The sequence below is a fragment of the Cognatundibacterium rivi genome, assembly GCF_018139565.1.
Classification (GTDB): Bacteria; Pseudomonadota; Gammaproteobacteria; order Burkholderiales; family Burkholderiaceae_D; genus Undibacterium; species Undibacterium rivi.
The window spans coordinates 60,476-79,440 of the sequence record NZ_JAGSPK010000008.1 but is presented as its reverse complement, the minus strand read 5'-3'; the positions used below and the strand labels follow the sequence as shown (position 1 = coordinate 79,440).

17 protein-coding genes are annotated in these 18,965 nt (G+C 51.4%); 14 read left to right on the top strand and 3 right to left on the bottom strand.

The window, feature by feature from the left end:
- Positions 1-154 precede the first annotated feature (154 nt).
- Positions 155-1,102, top strand: a complete 948-nt coding sequence (locus KDM87_RS17460; RefSeq protein WP_212680398.1) for a LysR family transcriptional regulator — start codon at positions 155-157, stop codon at positions 1,100-1,102.
- 13 nt (positions 1,103-1,115) lie between these two features.
- Here KDM87_RS17460 and KDM87_RS17455 read toward each other — a convergent pair whose 3' ends face one another.
- The 3 genes from KDM87_RS17455 to KDM87_RS17445 all read right to left on the bottom strand — a co-directional run bounded on the left by KDM87_RS17455 (position 1,116) and on the right by KDM87_RS17445 (position 6,326).
- Positions 1,116-2,531, bottom strand: a complete 1,416-nt coding sequence (locus tag KDM87_RS17455; protein WP_212680397.1) for an MFS transporter — start codon at positions 2,529-2,531, stop codon at positions 1,116-1,118.
- Between the two features lie 264 nt (positions 2,532-2,795).
- On the bottom strand, positions 2,796-4,640 hold the full coding sequence (locus tag KDM87_RS17450) for an AMP-dependent synthetase/ligase (RefSeq protein ID WP_212680396.1): 1,845 nt from the start codon (positions 4,638-4,640) through the stop codon (positions 2,796-2,798).
- 414 nt (positions 4,641-5,054) lie between these two features.
- Positions 5,055-6,326, bottom strand: coding sequence for an O-acetylhomoserine aminocarboxypropyltransferase/cysteine synthase family protein (locus KDM87_RS17445; protein ID WP_212680395.1), 1,272 nt, complete (start codon positions 6,324-6,326; stop codon positions 5,055-5,057).
- 251 nt (positions 6,327-6,577) lie between these two features.
- Between KDM87_RS17445 and KDM87_RS17440 the strand changes: the two genes are divergently transcribed.
- From KDM87_RS17440 to KDM87_RS17380, 13 genes are all read left to right on the top strand, one after another.
- On the top strand, positions 6,578-7,789 hold the full coding sequence (locus tag KDM87_RS17440; RefSeq protein WP_212680394.1) for an acyl-CoA dehydrogenase family protein: 1,212 nt from the start codon (positions 6,578-6,580) through the stop codon (positions 7,787-7,789).
- A gap of 12 nt (positions 7,790-7,801) precedes the next feature.
- Positions 7,802-8,599: a methionine ABC transporter ATP-binding protein gene (locus tag KDM87_RS17435; protein WP_212680393.1), complete on the top strand. Its 798-nt coding sequence runs from the start codon at positions 7,802-7,804 to the stop codon at positions 8,597-8,599.
- Positions 8,592-9,254, top strand: a complete 663-nt coding sequence (locus tag KDM87_RS17430; protein WP_212680392.1) for a methionine ABC transporter permease — start codon at positions 8,592-8,594, stop codon at positions 9,252-9,254. The genes KDM87_RS17435 and KDM87_RS17430 overlap by 8 nt, the downstream gene beginning before the upstream one ends.
- A gap of 59 nt (positions 9,255-9,313) precedes the next feature.
- Positions 9,314-10,141: a MetQ/NlpA family ABC transporter substrate-binding protein gene (locus tag KDM87_RS17425; RefSeq protein ID WP_212680391.1), complete on the top strand. Its 828-nt coding sequence runs from the start codon at positions 9,314-9,316 to the stop codon at positions 10,139-10,141.
- Positions 10,142-10,149: 8 nt separating this feature from the next.
- Positions 10,150-11,535, top strand: a complete 1,386-nt coding sequence (locus KDM87_RS17420) for an LLM class flavin-dependent oxidoreductase (protein WP_212680390.1) — start codon at positions 10,150-10,152, stop codon at positions 11,533-11,535.
- A gap of 26 nt (positions 11,536-11,561) precedes the next feature.
- Entirely contained in the window at positions 11,562-12,545 is a 984-nt protein-coding gene (locus tag KDM87_RS17415) for an aliphatic sulfonate ABC transporter substrate-binding protein (protein WP_212680389.1), read from the top strand.
- 5 nt (positions 12,546-12,550) lie between these two features.
- Positions 12,551-13,387 carry an ABC transporter permease gene (locus KDM87_RS17410; RefSeq protein ID WP_212680388.1) on the top strand — a complete coding sequence of 279 codons (837 nt, stop codon included), beginning with the start codon at positions 12,551-12,553 and terminating at the stop codon, positions 13,385-13,387.
- Positions 13,384-14,118, top strand: coding sequence for an ABC transporter ATP-binding protein (locus tag KDM87_RS17405; protein WP_212680387.1), 735 nt, complete (start codon positions 13,384-13,386; stop codon positions 14,116-14,118). Before KDM87_RS17410 ends, KDM87_RS17405 begins: the two co-directional genes overlap by 4 nt.
- A gap of 279 nt (positions 14,119-14,397) precedes the next feature.
- The gene (minC, locus tag KDM87_RS17400; RefSeq protein ID WP_212680386.1) at positions 14,398-15,117 is read left to right on the top strand and encodes a septum site-determining protein MinC; all 720 of its coding nucleotides are present in this window, start codon (positions 14,398-14,400) and stop codon (positions 15,115-15,117) included.
- 43 nt (positions 15,118-15,160) lie between these two features.
- Positions 15,161-15,976, top strand: coding sequence for a septum site-determining protein MinD (gene minD, locus KDM87_RS17395; protein WP_212680385.1), 816 nt, complete (start codon positions 15,161-15,163; stop codon positions 15,974-15,976).
- 2 nt (positions 15,977-15,978) lie between these two features.
- Complete coding sequence (gene minE / locus KDM87_RS17390; RefSeq protein WP_186884548.1) at positions 15,979-16,242, top strand: cell division topological specificity factor MinE; 264 nt, start codon at positions 15,979-15,981, stop codon at positions 16,240-16,242.
- Positions 16,243-16,499: 257 nt separating this feature from the next.
- Entirely contained in the window at positions 16,500-17,192 is a 693-nt protein-coding gene (locus tag KDM87_RS17385; RefSeq protein ID WP_212680384.1) for a response regulator transcription factor, read from the top strand.
- A gap of 70 nt (positions 17,193-17,262) precedes the next feature.
- Positions 17,263-18,957 carry a FecR domain-containing protein gene (locus KDM87_RS17380; protein ID WP_212680383.1) on the top strand — a complete coding sequence of 565 codons (1,695 nt, stop codon included), beginning with the start codon at positions 17,263-17,265 and terminating at the stop codon, positions 18,955-18,957.
- The last annotated feature ends 8 nt before the right edge of the window (positions 18,958-18,965 follow it).

Below are 18,965 nucleotides of genomic sequence, written 5' to 3'. Positions count from 1 at the left end.
TTTTTTGAACATCATGGAGACCGCCTCTCACTAACATCGTCCATCAGGCTAGAACCCACCTGATCCGGCCTCTCCCTCGCGTCTGACAAACACGCTGTTTCCACGGTTGAAATTTGATGTCATGATTCTGAATAACCGAACGAATAAAGATACTATGAATACTCCCCGTGATGTTCTGACGCCAGCGGCACTGGCGATGTTGCAAGTCATCGCTGATAGCGGCAGCTTTGCCGCGGCGGCGCGCGCCAGCAATATGGTGCCAAGTGCCCTGACCTATCGCGTGCGTCAGATTGAAGAAGCGCTCGATGTATTGCTGTTTGATCGCAGTTCCCGTCAGGCGCAATTAACGGCGGCAGGAATGGAGCTACTACGCGAGGGCAACAGTCTGCTGGAAGAAATCGACGCGATCGCCAATCGTGTAAAACGCGTCGCTACTGGCTGGGAGCCACAATTTACCATCGCGGTTGACAGTATCATTGATCGCACTACGATCATGGAATTATGTGAACAGTTCTTTCAGATGAATCCACCAACCCGTCTTAAACTAAGGGCAGAAACCTTATCCGGCACCTTGGAGGCGCTGACATCAGGACAAGCCGATCTGGCGATTGGCGTCGTGATGGACAGCAATACAAAAACCGGCTTACAACGCGAACACCTGGGCACGGTCGATTTCGCCTTCGCCGTGGCACCGCATCACCCCTTGGCAACAGCCGCAGAACCCTTATCTGACAAGGTGATACGCCAGTATCGCGCAGTTGCTATTGCCGACTCTGTCAAACAAGGAGCCAGCATGTCGATAGGCTTACTGACGGGACAAGATGTGTTCACCGTTGCCGATATGTCCGCGAAACTAGAGGCGCAGGTGCGAGGACTGGGTGCAGGATTTTTACCGACCTGCCTCGCTAACCCATGCATAGACAGTGGAAAACTGGTCGTCAGAAAAGTAGAACGGGCACTGCAGCAGGTGCAGTCAAGTTACGCGTGGCGTCAAAGCAGTAAAGCTATGCAAGGGCGTGCACTGCAATGGTGGCTGGATCAACTGCAAGCGCCAGTCACCCGCGCCGCATTACTGGGTGTGCGTCGCCAGCGCCATCTCTGATGCAGCAAAGCTGCTATGACTCCTTATCTGCGACAACGCCCTTCGTGACGTTTTCACCGTCCTCATTTTTTAAGGTCCAGAAAAATATCGATGACAACATCGTGACCACACCTAATGTCAGGAACGCATGGTGTAACGCACTGGTGACCGCCAGTTGATCGCTCTGTGGAAGCGCGCCGAGATACCATGCAGCGACCAGAGAGCCGCAAGCCAAGCCAAAACTCAATGCCATCTGCTGCAAAGAACTGCCTATTGTGCTGGCCATACTGGAATCGACGGGCTCAATATCGGCATACGCCATAGAGTTGATGCTGGAAAACTGCAGTGAGTTAAAAAAGCCCTGCGCCAGACTCAGCGCCACAATCAATATCAGCGGCGTGGCAGAAGAGACGCGGGCAAACAAGCAAATCGTCACGCCTATCATGAATGTATTCGTGATCAGGATTTTGCGATAGCCAAATTGACGCAGCAAATGCCGGGCGATCAGTTTCATCCCCATCGCGGCTGCCGCCGCAGGCATCATCAATAATCCCGATTGCCATGCAGGTAAGCCCAGCCCCAGCTGATACAACAAAGGCAGTAAAAACGGCAGCCCGCCTATGCCTAAGCGCGTGACAAAACCACCGACGATAGACACCCGGAACGTGCGTATCTGAAACAGATTTAAGCGTAACAACGGATATGGCGTATGTTGTGAATGCCATCCATAAGCTGCCAGCAATATCAGTGAAATGATAAACAGAACTGACTCCGACGTGATATCAAGACGGTGCTCACCAAAGATTTCCAGCAGCCATGACAGCAAAGCAGTTCCGGTGCCGAATAAGACCAATCCAACCACGTCCAGCGGCCGCTCCTCAGTCCCGTAATAATCCGGCATGTGGCGATATGCCAGCCACAGCGCAATGATGCCGACCGGCACATTGATAAAGAAAATCACACGCCACGACAACCAGTGCACAATCAGTCCGCCAACAGTCGGCCCCAGTAGCGGGCCTATCAGTGCAGGGATGATCACAAAATTCATCGCGGTCAGCAATTCTGTTTTTGGGAAGGTGCGGATAATCGCCAGCCGGCCAACCGGCATCATCATAGCAGCGCCGATGCCCTGCAAAATGCGGGTTGCGACAAGCATAGGAACACTGACTGCAAGACCACTCAGAACCGAAGCGACGGTAAAAATTGCGACGGCGAAACCAAAAACCCGGCGCGTCCCAAAGCGATCTGCAATCCAGCCGCTGACAGGAATACCAACGGCCAGACTCAGAATATAACTGGTCACAGCAGCCTTCAAACTTAAAGGCGTCACCTGCAAACTCGCCGCCATAGAAGGGATCGCGGTATTCAGAATAGTCGCGTCGAGCTGCTCCATGAACAAGGCAATCGCGACGACCCATGGCAGATAAGATTTGACCTTGAGATCACTCATCGTAAGTGCGCTGACATTGTGAGAAAGTGGAAATACCTGGCATGACGTAAGGCGAAGCGAAACATGCCTGCCAGTGTACCCTTAAGACGGTAACGCGTCACGCTGCCGTGTGCAGATGAATGGGGGCGGAATCAGAATTTTTCTGTACCAAATCGCAGATCGTGGAATGTTCAAGAATGCGCCGAAATGCGCAGGGAAAACGGATACCAGTCACTGCATTTTCTGAATAAAGATTGCAGAAACCGGTATCCGCTGATGGCAAGCTTATTTTTTTCGAGGTGCGTAAATACGTGCCATGTCTTCTGCAAAATGCTTTTGCAGATTCAGACGTTTCAATTTCAGCGTTGGTGTGATCAAGGTACTTTCTATCGTCCACGGTTCGGTCGATAAGATCACGCCTTTAGGCTGAGCATAAAATGGGAAACTGCAGGTCAGTTCACGCACACGCTTCAACACCACATCAGTTGCAGCGGGGGATTTCAGATTGTTCAGATCCGTGGCATCCAACCCCAAAGTTTGCGCTAACTGTGCCCAGTAAGACTGACTCAGTACAACGACACAACCAATAAAAGGGGCATTCTCACCAAAAGCGTACACCTGCTCAAATGCCGGATCGGTAGAAATCGCAATTTCCAGATCGACCGGCGCGATTTTTTCCCCCGTCGACGTGACGATAATTTCTTTGACACGGCCAAGTATGCGCACGCGACCATCGACGACTTCTGCCTGATCACCGGTACGCAGCCAGCCATCAATAAATGCTTTGGCGGTATCTTCTTCACGCTTCCAGTAACCGCGCATGACGTTAGGGCCGCGCACTTGCAGCTCCGCGTTTTCACCTACCCTTACCTCAACACCTTCAAGAATTCGCCCGACGGTGGAAGGATTATTGTCGTCCGGTGCGTTAAATGCCACAACCGGCGCGGTTTCTGTCATGCCGTATCCCTGCACAATAGGAATTCCGAGGCCGAGGAAGCAACGCGAGATAGAAGTGGACAGTGCAGCACCGCCGCTGACTGCAACGCGCAAACGACCGCCAAACTGATTTTTCAATTTGCTGGCGACCACGGGCTCCAGCACGCGCCAGACGATCGCGTCGCCAAGACGTTGCAATACACCATCTGATGACAAATGCTGCGCGCGCGTGAAACGTCGCCAGCCCACCGCGATCGCTGCATTAAACAAAAACGACTGTACTTTTGACTGCGCCAGCTTCGTTTGAATCACGCTGTACACACGCTCGTAAATCCTCGGCACAGAAATCAAAATCGTCGGCTTGATAGTGACTAATTCTTCAGGCAACTGTTTAACCGAATGAGAAAAAGCAACACAGGCACCGGCCGCCACTGGCAGATAATAACCGGCGGTGCGCTCAAAGGTATGCGACAAAGGCAGGAAAGACAGGAAGACATCGCTGATAACCGGCGCCACGCGCGCAACCACCGCTTTCACATTCGACATGACATTATTGTGTGTCAGCATCACACCCTTGGGTTTGCCGGTAGTACCGGAGGTGTAAACCAAGGCGGCGAGATCATCCGCCGCAGCTTCTGCCAACACCCCGGCCGCATTCACGTTCACGGCAGCAGACAGCCACTCTTCTGTTGAAACGACGGGAACACCGGCGGGGTAATCAGCCTCTGTCAGATTTTTTTCCAACACCACGACCTGACGTAAAGCAGGCAACGCAACGCCGGCATTGCCTATGTCTTTCCATTGTTGATCTGTTGTTGCAATCAGAACGGAAGCATCGCTGTCACCGATGATGTAAGCGATACTTTCCGGATTATCCAGTGCATGCATAGGAACTGGCACACACGCCATCTGCAAAGCTGCCTGATCAATGCATACCGCCTGCAAACCATTCGGTAGCAAAATGGCGATACGCGCACCACGCTCCAGATTCAACTGCGACAGCGCCCGCACACAGCCCATCACACGCTGATGGGTTTCTTCCCATGTGTAACTGATCCATTGACCATTTGTTTCATTAAACTGCCGATAAGCTTCTGCGGACGGCGTTTTCGCTACGCGCCAGGTGAAAAGTTCAGCGAGGGTACGGAGGTCTGTCAATGCGCGCTCTTGCAATGGTCTCTGTTGGTTTGACATGATTTTTAAGTTTTCGTTAAGCACCGCTCTGTGACGGTAGGCTGGTCGCCGGATGAGAATGCAGCTCAGACAACATGTTCAGGAAAATAATTTGCTACTGGCAAATGCAAGGCTGCGTATGAACAAATGCACCACATGTGAAACATGCGGCATATGCGACGCATGCCATGCCTGATTCGCTCAGAGAATATATGTTTATCTTACTACTATGACAGCATATCGGCAGCAGAACAGTCGGCTGAAAATAGCACATCCGTGCGAAATTCAGGGCAAACGAATTATAGGACGCCATCAGGCCGGGGCATTGACTTGGGTCATTGACAGAATCAGCAAAAAATTGCTATTCCTTATTGCGGATGAAAATCAGCGCAATGCGCCCTGACGCACAGACTGCGATCAGGGCGACATATCATCTTAGGACGCGGCTAATGCCTGTTCCAGATCAGCGATCAGATCGTCGATATGCTCAATTCCTATCGACAAGCGTACTGTATCTTCTGTCACGCCCGCTTTGGCGAGTTCTTCCGGATTTAACTGCCGGTGCGTCGTCGTCGCAGGATGGCATGCCAGAGATTTCGCGTCGCCAATATTCACCAGACGGGTGAAGAGTTGCAAGGCATCCTGAAAACGTCCACCCGCTTCACGTCCGCCTTGCAGACCAAAAGTCAGAATACCGGATGGCTTACCGCCCAGATATTTCTGCGCCAGCGCATGATCTTTGTGATCTGGCAAACCAGCATAATTCACCCACTTCACTTTCGCATGCTGTTGCAGATATTCTGCAATCTTACGAGTATTGTCGGTAATGCGATCCAGTCGCAGCGCCAGCGTTTCTATGCCCTGCAAAATCAGGAAGGCATTAAACGGTGACAAAGCAGCGCCCGTATTACGCAATGGCACGACGCGCGCGCGACCTATGTATGCAGCAGGGCCCAATGCTTCGGTATAAACGACGCCGTGATATGACACATCAGGCTCATTCAGGCGCTTAAACCGTTGCTTGTGTTCTGCCCATGGAAACTTACCAGAATCGACGATGATGCCACCGATCGTCGTCCCATGCCCGCCCAGATATTTGGTCAGCGAATGCACCACGATATCGGCACCGAATTCAATCGGGCGCAACAGATAAGGTGACGGCACTGTGTTATCGACAATCAGCGGCACACCATGTTTATGCGCAACAGCAGCAATTGCTTCGATATCGGTGATATTGCCCAGTGGATTACCAATCGACTCGACAAACACTGCTTTGGTTTTATCGTCGATCAGCCGCGCAAACGATTCAGGATCACGATAATCGGCAAAGCGGGTTTCTATGCCGAATTGCGGCAAGGTATGCGCAAACAGATTATAAGTGCCACCATATAACGTTGATGCAGAGACGATGTTGTCGCCAGCTTCAGCGATCGTCTGTATCGCATAGGTGATGGCGGCTTGACCCGATGCTAATGTCAGACCCGCGATGCCTCCTTCAAGTGCAGCGACGCGTTTTTCCAGTACATCATTGGTCGGGTTCATGATCCGTGAATAAATATTTCCCTGCACCTTCAGATCAAATAAATCTGCGCCATGCTGGGTGTTATCGAAAGCATAGGCAACGGTCTGATAAATCGGCACCGCAACTGCACGTGTCGTCGGATCTGGCGAATAACCGCCATGAACAGCAATAGTTTCCAGTTTCATTAATAGCTTCCTGTCATTTGTTGAGATGGTGTGAAAATGCTGCAACGATCATAAAAAGCCCCAGAACAACTGACAAGGAAGCTTTTCATATTTCTATAGTCGAAAATTAAAAAAACAACAGATTTCAACTATCGGCATCTGATTTTCAACATAGGAAAATTCCGCATAAGTAAGGCGAAATATCTTCGTGTACCGCGATAAAACCCGATGCAATACTAATCCAACATATTGCTCATCCATCAGGTTTTCGCATGTCCCAAAGACTACAAAAATTAAGTGACGCCATCGATCTTCCATCTCCGCAAAATGAGGTGATTGCCATTGCCACTCACCTGGCTGGTCGTCTGGCGCAGAGCGCTGTCGAACGTGATCAGGCTGGTGGTCATGCAGCAACAGAACGTGCGTGGATACGTGAATCCGGCTTATTGACCCTATCTATCCCAGAGGAATTTGGCGGTCATGGTACGAGCTGGGCAACGATCTTGCAGATCGTAAGATTGCTCGCCAAAGCCGATAGCGCGCTCGCACACGTATTCGCATTTCATCACTTACAAATTGCAGGCATAGAGTTGTATGGCAACGCGCAGCAACACCGGCGTTTGTACAGCGCTACTGTCGCGCAAAAATTATTCTGGGGTAATGCGCTGAATCCTTTGGATAAACGCACGCTGGCGACGCGTACAAAAGATGGCTATCTGCTCAACGGTCTTAAAAGTTTTTCGTCTGGCTCAGTGGGTTCGGACTGGCTGACCATTTCAGCCTGGGATGAAACAACGCAAAGCGCGCTGATTGCGGCCATACCAAGCACCCAACCCGGCATACGCATACAGGCCGACTGGGATGCCTTCGGCCAGCGCCAGACAGATAGCGGCAACGTGCATTTCGATCATGTCTTCCTGCCTGACGATCTGGTGTTGCAGGCCCCCGGACAAGTACCGACAGCGCAAGCCACACTGCGCTCGCAAATTGCCCAACTGATGATGGCAAACCTGTATCTGGGTATCGCTGACGGCGCGTTTGATGTCGCCCGCAACTACACGCGGGATAAGGCCCGAGCCTGGTTTTCCTCAGGAGTCAGCGCTGCGACAGACGATCCTTACATTCAGCATCGTTACGGCGAGCTCTGGTTATTGCTGCGTCCGGCAACGGCACTTGCCGATCTGGCGGGACTGGAACTGGAACGCACTTTCAGAAAAGGAGCGCTGGTCACTGCCGCAGAGCGAGGTGCGCTTGCGATCTCGGTCGCAGAAGCAAAATGCCTTGCGCACCGCGCAGGTATTGAGGTGAGCTCACAAATGTTTGAACTGACCGGAGCCAGCTCAACATCCAGCCGCTATGGCTACGACCGCTTCTGGCGCAATGTCCGGGTACATACCCTGCACGACCCGATTGATTACAAACTACGTGATCTGGGGCGCTATGCACTGAACGGCAGCGTGCCTGAACCAACCGCCTATTCGTAATACGGAGCCATCATGAGCGACAAAATCATACGAATACAGTCTGCGAGTAAATCCTTTGTGCTGCCGCACGGCGACATTTTTCAGGCGGTCAACAACGTCAGTCTGGACATTGCAAAAGGCGATATTTTTGGTCTGATAGGAAAAAGTGGCGCAGGAAAATCGACCCTGCTGCGTCTGTTCAATTTACTGGAGCGACCAGACACTGGCAGCATCACAGTCGCCGGTAACGAACTGACACGACTCAACAAAAAACAATTGCGTGAAGCACGTCAGAACATCGGCATGATTTTTCAGCAGTTCAATCTTTTACAAAATGCCAGCGTGTTCGACAACGTCGCGTTCCCACTGAAGATACACACCCATCTGAGCAAACACGAAATCCGTGAACGTGTAGAGGAATGTCTGAATATCGTAGGCCTGACGAATAAAGCCAACAGCTACCCCGCGCAGTTATCCGGCGGGCAGAAGCAACGCGTTGCAATCGCGCGTGCACTGGCGAGCAGACCGCAAGTGCTGTTATGTGATGAACCGACCTCATCTCTCGATGCAGAAACAACGCGCGAAGTGCTGGACACTTTACGCGATATTAATCAACGTTTAGGAGTCACGATTGTGATCGTCAGTCATGAATTATCCGTCCTTAGCAGCATTTGCAATCACGTCGCAGTCATCGTCGATGGCGAAGTCGCGGAAAGCTTTGCGCTGGCAGATACCGACATTCCACGCCAAACCGCCCTAGGACGTGAACTGGCGTATTACAGCCGGGAAGAAAGCAGTACCGGACAGTGGAAAGATCTTGCCCATGTTTGAAAATCTGATTTCACTATTACCTGAACTCGGAACGGCTCTGCTACAAACGCTGACCATGCTGGGTATAGGCTTGTCAGCCGCCATTATCATCGGCGGGCCACTCGGTATTCTGTTGTTCCTGGTCGGCGACGGGCAATCGCTACAGCATCGCCCCCTCGCACTGGTGCTCGGCTGGCTGGTGAATACCATACGCTCATTTCCCTTCATCATTTTACTGGTCGCACTGGTGCCATTCACGCGCTGGCTCGTCGGTACCTCCATCGGGCCACTGGCAGCGGCAGTGCCGCTGTCGTTTGCTGCGATTCCATATTTCGCAAGGCTGGTTGAACAAAGCTGCAAAGAAGTGCCACGCGGCGTCATCGAAGCTGCCCATGCGATGGGTGCCACCGAATTTCAGATCGTCTGGCGGGTCTTGCTGGTCGAAGCCCGTTCCGGTCTGGTGCTCGCCCTGACAGTATTAGCGATCAGTTTTCTGTCCTACTCCGCCATTGCTGGCGTGGTCGGCGGCGGTGGCATCGGCGATCTTGCGATCCGTTACGGTTACTACCGTTTTCAGACAGATGTCATGTTTTTTACGGTCGCTATTTTGGTCGTGCTGGTGCAGTTGATTCAGTTCACAGGTAGCCGTATTGCCAGAAAAATTGATCATCGCTGATTCGTGACCACCGCTTTTACCAGATTCACTTTCATACTCTATTTTCTGAAGGAATTTTTATGCTGCGTCGTACACTTCTGACTACTCTGCTGGCAAGCTTATCGCTCGCCGTTTCCGTTTCGGCATTGGCGAAAGACCCGAAAGAATTAGTCATCGGCACAAGCGCGGGCCCGTATGCCGATCAGGTGAAATTAGGCATTAAACCTGTATTGGAAAAACAGGGATACAAAGTCAAAGTCGTCGAGTTTAACGATTATATACAGCCGAATTTCGCACTCGCCGAAGGTTCACTTGATGCGAATGCGTTTCAGCACATCATCTATCTGACCAAGTTTTCGACTGAAAACAAACTGCCATTAAGCGAGCTGATTAAAGTCCCCACGGCACCGATTGCGATTTACAGCAAAAAACATACATCACTGAATCAGGTCAAAGAAGGCACCACCGTCGCCTTACCAAATGATCCGACCAATCAGGCCAGAGCACTAGTGCTGCTCGACCAGTTAGGATGGATCAAACTGCGGGCAAATTTCGATCCTATTCGTGCCTCGGAAAAAGATATCGCCGACAACATCAAAAAAATTAAACTGATTCCACTGGAGGCAGCGCAGTTACCACGCTCGTTGCAAGACACCGATTACTCCTTTGTGAATGGCAATTTCGCGCTGGCGTCAGGCTTGAAACTGAGCGAAGCGCTGGCGCGTGAAAAAATCTCTGCCAATTATCAAAATCTGGTCGCAATCCGTACTTCCGATAAAGGCAAAGCCTGGGTCAAAGATCTGGAAGCCGCTTATCGTTCACGCGAATTTCTGGAGGTCACGAATAAACATTTCGCCGGATTCTCCAAACCGGATTATCAGCAAGCGTTGGAAAACAGCGGGAAATAATTCAGACCATGAAAAAAGTCATCCGCTTCAATGCGTTTCAGATGAACACTGTCGGTCATCAGTCGCCGGGGTTGTGGCGACATCCGCATGATTCCAGTCATCAATACACCAGCGTCCGGCACTGGACCGAACTAGCCCGCTTACTGGAATACGGTTTGTTTGACGCCGTATTCTTAGCCGATGTGCTGGGTGTGTATGACGTCTTTCAGGGCAAGGTGGATGCGGCATTGAAACATGCAATACAAATTCCCTTAAACGACCCACTGGCCTTGGTGCCCATCATGGCGAGCGTGACCAAACATCTGGGCTTCGGCGTGACATGTGCGCTGACCAGTGAACACCCCTATCCGTTTGCACGTCGCTTATCGACACTCGATCATCTGACGGAAGGACGTATAGGATGGAATATCGTCACTGGCTATCTCGACAGCGCCGCGCGTAACCTGGGTCTGCAGCAGCAACTGAGTCACGACGAGCGTTACGATCTGGCAGATGAATATCTGGAGGTCGTCTATAAATTGTGGGAAAAAAGCTGGGATGAGCAAGCGCTTCAGCGCGACAAATTGCGCGGCATTTATGCCGACCCGGCACATGTACATGCGATTGTGCACGAAGGCCGGTATTTCAAAGTACCGGGCATTCACTTATCCGAACCTTCGCCACAAAGAACGCCACTCTTGTTTCAGGCCGGCACTTCCAAGCGCGGTACCGCATTTGCCGCCAGACATGCTGAATGCACGTTTGTCAGCGGCCCCAGCAAACAAGTCGTCAAACGCTATGTCGATGATATTCGTCAAGCAGTTGTTGCCGCTGGCCGCCAGCCTTCCGACATACTGATTTATGCGCAGGCACTGATCATCACCGCCGAAACCGAAAAAGAAGCGCAAGCCAAATATCTGGATTATCGGCAATACCTCGATATAGAAGCATCGCTGACCTTGCTGTCTGGCTGGACCGGTGTCGACTTTTCACAATTTCCACTCGATGCCACGATAGACTATATCGACTCAGATGCAGGCAGATCGGCGCTGGCTTCGTTCAGTGCTGCAGATCCCTCAAAAAAATGGACCGTCAGAGAAGCGGCGGAATTCATTGCGCTCGGTGGTCGCGGGCCGGTCTTCGTCGGTGACCCGCAACAAATCGCCACACAGTTAGAAGCCTGGGTCGATGAAACCGGTATCGACGGTTTTAACCTTGCGTTTGCGATCGCCCACGAAACAATGCGCGATGTCGTGAACCTGATCGTTCCCGAATTACAGCGCCGAAAACGTTACAAGACAAGATATGCCAGCGGCAGCTTGCGACATCAGCTGTTCGGCAAAGGCCCACATTTACCTCTAAATCATGCCGGACGCTGGGTCAGCATCACGCCCCCGGTCGCTGCAGCCGCCTGATTATTTACTTTTTTTGAAAGCGCCTCATGAAACGTCGCCATTTTCTCGAACTTGCTTCTGCTTCTGCAACCGCAGCTTTGCTACCCACATTTGCTCACGCCGCGACGCCACTCAAAGAATTGCGACTGGACTATGCGTATTACTCTCCCTCCAGTCTGGTATTGCGTCGTTTTGGCTGGCTGGAAGATGAATTCAAAGCCGACGGTACCAATATCAAATGGGTGCTGAGCGCAGGCAGCAATCGTGCGCTCGAATATCTGAACGCCAACAGTATTGATATCGGTTCGAGTGCCGGGCTGGCGGCCTTACTTGCCAAAGCCAATGGCAACCCGATCAGAACGCCGTATATTTTTTCACGCCCCGAATGGACGGCGCTGCTGGTGCGGAAAGATTCTCCCATCCGCAATCTCGCCGACCTGAAAGGGAAAAAAGTAGCGGCTACCAAGGGTACCGATCCGTATCTGTTTTTGTTGCGCGCACTGAAAACGGCGGGATTAAAACGTAGCGACATAGAACATGTCAGCCTGCAACACGCCGATGGCCGTGCCGCGCTGGAGCAGGGTAAAGTCGATGCGTGGGCAGGGCTGGATCCGCACATGGCAGCCAGCGAACTGGAATCGAATTCCAGACTGATCTACCGTAATGTGGCTTTCAACACCTATGGTTTTTTGAATGTGCGCGAAGAATTTCTGAGCAGTCGCCCGACCGAGGTCGCGCGCGTCATCCGCGCCTATGAAAAGGCACGCCTGTGGATTATCAGTAATCCTTCTGAGGCCGCAAAGATATTGTCGGAAGAAGCCAAAGTCACGTTGCCGGTCGCTTTATTGCAAATCAAATTGCGCAGCGACTTCAGCCAGCCCTTACCGACAAATGAACATATCCAGGCTTTGCAAACTGCCGCACCTATTCTGAAGGAGGAAGGGCTGGTCAAACCAGGCACCGATCTGAAAGCCGTGATTCATGCACTGATCGATACGCGTTTTTCCCAACCACTGATTAGCCGCGGCTGAACACCATGAACACGTCTGCCATTGCGATGACTGCTGCCAGCACAAATCCGGCAGCGCAAAAAAAGAGCCCAGTGTTACCACGCGCCTTGTGGGGCCTGCTGTTGCCGCTGACCGTTTTACTGCTGGCGGAAATCAGTGTCCGCTTTGCGCTGATTCCGTCTAATCTGCTACCAGCGCCGTCTGAGATTGTTGGTACGCTTTTGTATCTCTGGCAGCATGATCTGCTCAGCCACATTGGCTTCAGCAGCGCTCGCGTTGCAGCGGGATTTGTCATCGGTGCGGTGCTGGCAATCACCACCGGTTCTATGGTTGCGCTCAGCGGACGCCTGGAAGCATTGCTCGATCCCAGCTTTCAGGCATTGCGAGCAATTCCGTCTTTGGCATGGGTTCCTTTATTACTGTTGTGGCTGGGTATTGATGAAGCGCCGAAATTGGTGCTGATCGCGATCGGCGCTTTTTTTCCGGTGTATATGGGCGTTGTTTCCGGTATCCGCGGCGTTGACCGGCGACTCACGGAAGTGGGAAAACTATATCGTCTGACACCTTATGCGATGACGCGCCGCATCTTGCTACCAGCCGCCTTGCCGGCGATTCTGACTGGTTTGCGTAACGGACTGAGTCTGGCGTGGATGTTTATGGTCGCGGCTGAATTGATTGCTGCCAGTCAGGGGCTGGGCTATCTGCTGACCGATGGGCGCGAAACCAGTCGTGCCGACATTGTTCTGGCCGCCATCGCCCTTCTCGCCTTGCTGGGCAAGATCAGTGACTGGGGTATGCAACAACTGGAACACCGCCTGCTGTCCTGGCGCGATACTTATCAGACTGAAGGAGCCTCCGCATGAGCGATTTCCTGCACATCAGTATCGACGACAAACGCTACGGGAGCCGCCAGGTATTGCGCTCCCTGCACATCGATATACAGCGTGGCGAGATCGTCAGCCTGATCGGTGCCAGCGGTTGCGGCAAAAGCACCCTGCTCTCCATTATTGCCGGGCTTGATCGTGATTACCGTGGACAAATACAACTCGAAGGCAGGTCATTATCCGGCGTCAGCCAGGACATCGGTTTTATATTTCAGGAACCCCGCTTGTTTCCGTGGCTGAGCGTCGCCGCTAATATTGCCTTCGACCCTGCGCAAACAGCCGCAGAACACTCTTCGGTTGCACATCTGCTGTCAGAAGTCGGCTTGTCAGGATATGAAAATGCCCTGCCCAAGCAGTTATCCGGCGGACAAGCGCAACGCGTAGCAATCGCCCGAGGCTTGTATTCCCGCCCGAAGTTACTGCTGCTGGATGAACCATTTTCTGCGGTGGATGCATTCACCCGTATGAAATTACAGGATTTGCTGCTCAGCGTAGCGCAAGAGCATGGGCTGACGATAGTCATGGTTACGCACGATATTGATGAGGCACTGTATCTGAGCGACCGTATTATTCTGCTGGATCGCGATGCTGGCACTCTCAGGTCGGTATTCAGGCCCGGGCTGCAACGACCAAGAAATCGTGCGCAAGCGACGTTGTCACCTTTAAAAGCAGAAATCCTGGACAATTTGCACGCTGCGCATGCGTTCTAAACCTTGTTTCATTAACAGAGATGAAGTCTGTTTATATCCGCTTACTTCTGTTACATAAATTTCCAGATAGAAATATTTACCGATAAGCGTCGTGGAATTGTCGCTTGGCGCAAGAAAACCTTGCTTATTTTTGCAATCTTTTCTGTCAATTGGTAGGATGAGTCCTTTTAGCAGGTATCAAGTTTACCTGCCGATACGCGTATCGATATGCTGGGGATGATTTCCTGACCACAAAATAATGGTACGCTGGCGACTGCCTTTCCTTTTCTGATGAATGCCATGCAAAACAGTCTGACGCGTAAGCCCATAGAAATAAAAATTTCCACCGTTGTCGCCGTCGCTGTGTTGCTGCATGAAGCGTCCACTCCTGCGCTGGAAGCCGCCTTAAAGGAAATGACCGCCGGTTCGCCGGATTTTTTTGATGATGAGTTCGCGGTCATTGACGTTGAAAGTATCGCTGCAGAAACCGTTGACTGGGATGCGCTGGTCCCACTGTTCAAAGCGCATGGTTTGCATCCGGTCGCGGTGCGCAACGCGCGCGAAGAGGATTACACGATCATCCGTTCACATGGTTTAAGTATTGATGTGGTAAGCAAACCACGCCACGAACCAGAAGTGATCGCAGCACAAGCTGAACCCCAAGTCATTATCCGCAACAATCCGGCCATGGTGATCGATACGCCCGTGCGCGCTGGGCAGCGTATTTATGCCCGTGGCGCAGACCTGATTATTACGGCCTCCGTCAATAACGGTGCGGAAGTCATCGCCGATGGCAGCATCCATATTTACTCTACTCTGCGTGGGCGCGCCTTAGCTGGCGCCACCGGCAATACCGAATCACGCATTTTTGCATTGCAAATGGAACCGGAACTGGTGTCGATTGCTGGTATTTACCGGACATTTGAAAATGGCTTCCCGGATTTGCAGGCACAACATCCGGTACAAGTAAGACTGATTGGTGACAGTATTGAAGTATCATCGGTAAAAACGGTCGGATAACGCCCCATATTTCAGTTATTTCGCATAGAAAAAGGAGTTTTTTGTGGCAAGAATCATTGTTGTAACATCCGGCAAGGGCGGCGTAGGAAAAACTACCTCCAGCGCAAGTTTTGCCTCTGGTCTGGCAATGCGCGGGCATAAAACTGCCGTACTGGATTTTGACGTCGGCCTGCGTAATCTGGATCTGATTATGGGTTGCGAACGCCGCGTGGTCTATGATCTGGTGAATGTCATCAGCGGTGAAGCAACCCTGAATCAGGCGTTAATCAAAGACAAACATTGCGACAATCTGTTCATCCTGCCGGCTTCGCAAACCCGCGACAAAGATGCGCTGACGGAAGAGGGTGTGGAGCGCGTATTAAACGATCTGATCAAAATGGATTTTGAGTTCATCGTTTGCGACTCGCCGGCCGGTATTGAACGTGGTGCGGTCATGGCACTCACATTCGCTGACGAGGCTATCGTTGTCACCAATCCGGAAGTATCTTCCGTACGCGATTCTGACCGCATCCTCGGCATCATTCAGGCGAAGTCTAAACGCGCACAAGCTGGCGGCGAACCTGTCAAAGAACATTTACTGATCACGCGCTATTCACCCAAACGTGTTGAAGCTGGTGAAATGCTGTCGTATACCGATGTACAGGAAATTTTGCGCATTCCTCTGATTGGTGTGATCCCGGAATCAGAAGCCGTATTGCACGCGTCGAATCAAGGTAATCCTGCGATACACATGAAGGGCAGCGATGTCTCTGACGCGTATGAAGACGTAGTCTCCCGCTTCCTCGGTCAGGATGTTCCATTGCGCTTCATCACTTACGAAAAGCCAGGCTTACTGCAGCGTATTTTCGGAGGTAAATAAACATGGCCTTGCTTTCTTTTTTATTCAATAGCAAACCAAAAACTGCCAATGTGGCAAAAGAACGCTTACAGATCATCATCGCCCGTGAACGCACAGGTCGAGAAGGTTACGATTTTCTACCCGCGTTGCGCGAGGAACTGATCGCAGTCATTTCAAAATACACCAAAGTCAGTCCGGAAGACATTACCGTCTCTCTTGATAAACAAGGCAATCTTGAAGTGCTGGACGTGAATGTCGTTTTGCCTGAGTTAGAACTGCGTAATTAAACAGCTGATTCAGCAACTAAATGAGCAACTGAGGCGAACAATCCGGTAATGCGTTCGCCTTAAATGAATCAGATCGGTGTTGCACATCACTTAACGAGGTAATGCTTAGAGAAGAATGACCGATGCAGTAATAAATAAATTTCGTTGCAAATGTTATTTTTACGGGTTACATTTTTTAACAAATTTCAATTTTCTTACTTGCTTTCGATATAATGATAAGACCCCGTTCAACTGCCAGACATTAACGATAACTATCCATGAGAATCGCTGTACTTGACGACGACAATAATCTGCTGGAGCTGGTCTGCACTATTTTGAATGCGGCTGGTCATACATGTCATCCTTTTTTAAGCGGCAAAGATATGCTGCATCAGCTGCGTCGGGAAAGCTACGACATGCTGATACTGGACTGGCAGGTTCCCGATCTGAATGGCACTGAAATTCTGCACTGGGTGCGGGAAAAGCTCTCACCGACACTGCCGGTCTTGTTTATGACCAGCCGCTCCGGTGAAGACGACATCGTCGCTGGCCTTGCTGCCGGAGCGGATGACTACATGATCAAGCCTATCCGCCGCAGTGAGCTGGTGGCCAGGGTGCAGGCGCTGTTGCGCCGGGCGTATCCAACGCAGACGGCATCAGAACATCTGCAATTCGGTATCTACAAATTTGAGACGCGTGCAGGTCGTGTCAGTGTGAATGATCAGCCGGTAGAAATGACGCAAAAAGAATTCGATCTGGCGCTGCTGTTATTCAGGAATCTGGGGCGCCCCTTATCTCGCGCATACATACTTGAAGCAGTCTGGTCACGTGACGTTGATATCCCGTCCAGAACCATGGACACCCATATCTCCAGAGTGCGCAGCAAACTGGAATTGAGGCCTGAAAACGGTTACCGGTTGGCGCCTGTTTATAGTTACGGCTACCGATTAGAACAAGTTACAGCAGAATAAATTTCCGGGTCAGCATAGTCTGACCCGGTTTGCATTTAATGCACAGAATTTTGATACATAGGATATGCGCATGAGTTCAGGCTCACCCACACTCCGTCGGCAATTATCAGTCTGCACGCTGCTTGCGGTTTTTCTTACTTTCGTCCCGCTGTCGCTGGCGGCAAAAGTCACCGGCGAACCCGGCAGTATCGTGGCCACTCCACCGGACATGACCTATTACGCATTACAAGGCGATACCTTAACTGGCATCGCAAAGCGATTTACCAATAAATCCCAAAACTGGGAAGTGCTTAGCAAACGCAATCGTATTGCCGATGACAGAGCGATCCCTATCGGCACCGCGATCCTGATCCCGGCAGATCTGTTACCGGAAGAAGCCAGTGAAGCCCGAGTCGTTGCGTTGGCGGGCAGCCCGACTTATAAAACAGCCGATGGTGCCGAAACAACCTTGTCCATAGGGGCTGTGGTGAAAGAAGGAACCAGCATCACTACCGGGAAAAATGGATTTTTAACGCTGGCATTTCCCGACGAATCACGCGTGTCCATTCCATCGAATAGCCAGGTCAATTTGAGTAAGTTACGCAAGACAAAGTACGTCGCCAGTCCGAGAACTGAGATTTCTCTGTCTGAGGGGAAAGTCGAATCCCGCGTCACCAGTCTTTCAAGTAACAAAGGACGTTTTGAAGTGCGCTCACCTTTAGCGGTCGCGGGTGTGCGTGGTACGCATTTCCGCGTAGGCATCAATGCTGACGGTACCGCAAATGAAGTTCTGGAAGGCGGTGTTGCAGTTGGCACGGAAAACAAAAAGACGACTGAACTGATCCTGCCCGCCGGCAAAGGAAACATCGTCGGTGCCAATGGTGTAGGGAAAGCTGTGGATTTACTGCCACCGCCAGTTTTAGAAGCTGGTTATGCCATTCAAACCCGTCCCACGGTGCAGTTTATCGCACAAAAATCAGCGGCGGCCAGCGCGTACCGGGTGCAGATTGCCAGAGATGCGCAAGCATTGGATGTTCTGGCAGAAAATCATTACAAAGAAAATCGTTTTAAATTTGACGGACTCGAAGACGGTCAGTATTTTGTCCGCCTGACGGCAATTGATGCACTGGGGCTGGAGGGCTTGCCACTCACGACAGCTTTCACGCTCAAAGCAAGACCAGAGCCACCATTCTCGATACAACCTAAAAACAAAGTACGGGCGGCCAGTGTTGATTTCACCTGGACAGAAGCGGCGCACGCCTACGCTTACCATTTGCAAGTCGCCAAAGACGCAGAGTTCAACAACATGATTCTGGATCAGGCGGACATCAAGGATGTGCAATTTTCCAGCACCTTGCCACAAGGTGCATATTTCTGGCGCATTGCGACCGTAGTACAAAAAAATGGCCAATTTGATCAAGGGCCTTACGGTGACGTACAGGGATTCCAAAAATTGCCACCGCAAGCAGCAGCTTCTTTCAGCGACTCCCAGAGCAAGCAGATTTCTTTTAACTGGGCGGCTGAACCGGGGCAGAAATTCCTGATTCAAATCGCACTTGATGCGGAATTTAAGCGACTGTATTTATCACAGGAATCGGATCAGGCTGAGTTAAAAATTCCACGTCCGGCGGCTGGTGAATACTACATCCGCGTGCGGGCAACGGATGCGGATGGCTACATAGGTGCCTTTTCCGCCACGCAGAAAATCACCATTCAGTCGCGTTGGACGACGAGTGATGGCGAGGCAATCAATAGTGGCAGCGGCGCCATTCGTAGTGGATTTTAACGGCTAAG

What these genes read in the sequence shown, in the direction of transcription:
- KDM87_RS17460 (WP_212680398.1), top strand. Translation starts at nt 155, where the DNA reads ATGAATACTCCCCGTGATGTTCTGACGCCAGCGGCACTGGCGATGTTG.
- KDM87_RS17455 (WP_212680397.1), bottom strand. Translation starts at nt 2,531, where the DNA reads ATGAGTGATCTCAAGGTCAAATCTTATCTGCCATGGGTCGTCGCGATT.
- KDM87_RS17450 (WP_212680396.1), bottom strand. Translation starts at nt 4,640, where the DNA reads ATGTCAAACCAACAGAGACCATTGCAAGAGCGCGCATTGACAGACCTC.
- KDM87_RS17445 (WP_212680395.1), bottom strand. Translation starts at nt 6,326, where the DNA reads ATGAAACTGGAAACTATTGCTGTTCATGGCGGTTATTCGCCAGATCCG.
- KDM87_RS17440 (WP_212680394.1), top strand. Translation starts at nt 6,578, where the DNA reads ATGTCCCAAAGACTACAAAAATTAAGTGACGCCATCGATCTTCCATCT.
- KDM87_RS17435 (WP_212680393.1), top strand. Translation starts at nt 7,802, where the DNA reads ATGAGCGACAAAATCATACGAATACAGTCTGCGAGTAAATCCTTTGTG.
- KDM87_RS17430 (WP_212680392.1), top strand. Translation starts at nt 8,592, where the DNA reads ATGTTTGAAAATCTGATTTCACTATTACCTGAACTCGGAACGGCTCTG.
- KDM87_RS17425 (WP_212680391.1), top strand. Translation starts at nt 9,314, where the DNA reads ATGCTGCGTCGTACACTTCTGACTACTCTGCTGGCAAGCTTATCGCTC.
- KDM87_RS17420 (WP_212680390.1), top strand. Translation starts at nt 10,150, where the DNA reads ATGAAAAAAGTCATCCGCTTCAATGCGTTTCAGATGAACACTGTCGGT.
- KDM87_RS17415 (WP_212680389.1), top strand. Translation starts at nt 11,562, where the DNA reads ATGAAACGTCGCCATTTTCTCGAACTTGCTTCTGCTTCTGCAACCGCA.
- KDM87_RS17410 (WP_212680388.1), top strand. Translation starts at nt 12,551, where the DNA reads ATGAACACGTCTGCCATTGCGATGACTGCTGCCAGCACAAATCCGGCA.
- KDM87_RS17405 (WP_212680387.1), top strand. Translation starts at nt 13,384, where the DNA reads ATGAGCGATTTCCTGCACATCAGTATCGACGACAAACGCTACGGGAGC.
- minC (WP_212680386.1), top strand. Translation starts at nt 14,398, where the DNA reads ATGCAAAACAGTCTGACGCGTAAGCCCATAGAAATAAAAATTTCCACC.
- minE (WP_186884548.1), top strand. Translation starts at nt 15,979, where the DNA reads ATGGCCTTGCTTTCTTTTTTATTCAATAGCAAACCAAAAACTGCCAAT.
- KDM87_RS17385 (WP_212680384.1), top strand. Translation starts at nt 16,500, where the DNA reads ATGAGAATCGCTGTACTTGACGACGACAATAATCTGCTGGAGCTGGTC.
- KDM87_RS17380 (WP_212680383.1), top strand. Translation starts at nt 17,263, where the DNA reads ATGAGTTCAGGCTCACCCACACTCCGTCGGCAATTATCAGTCTGCACG.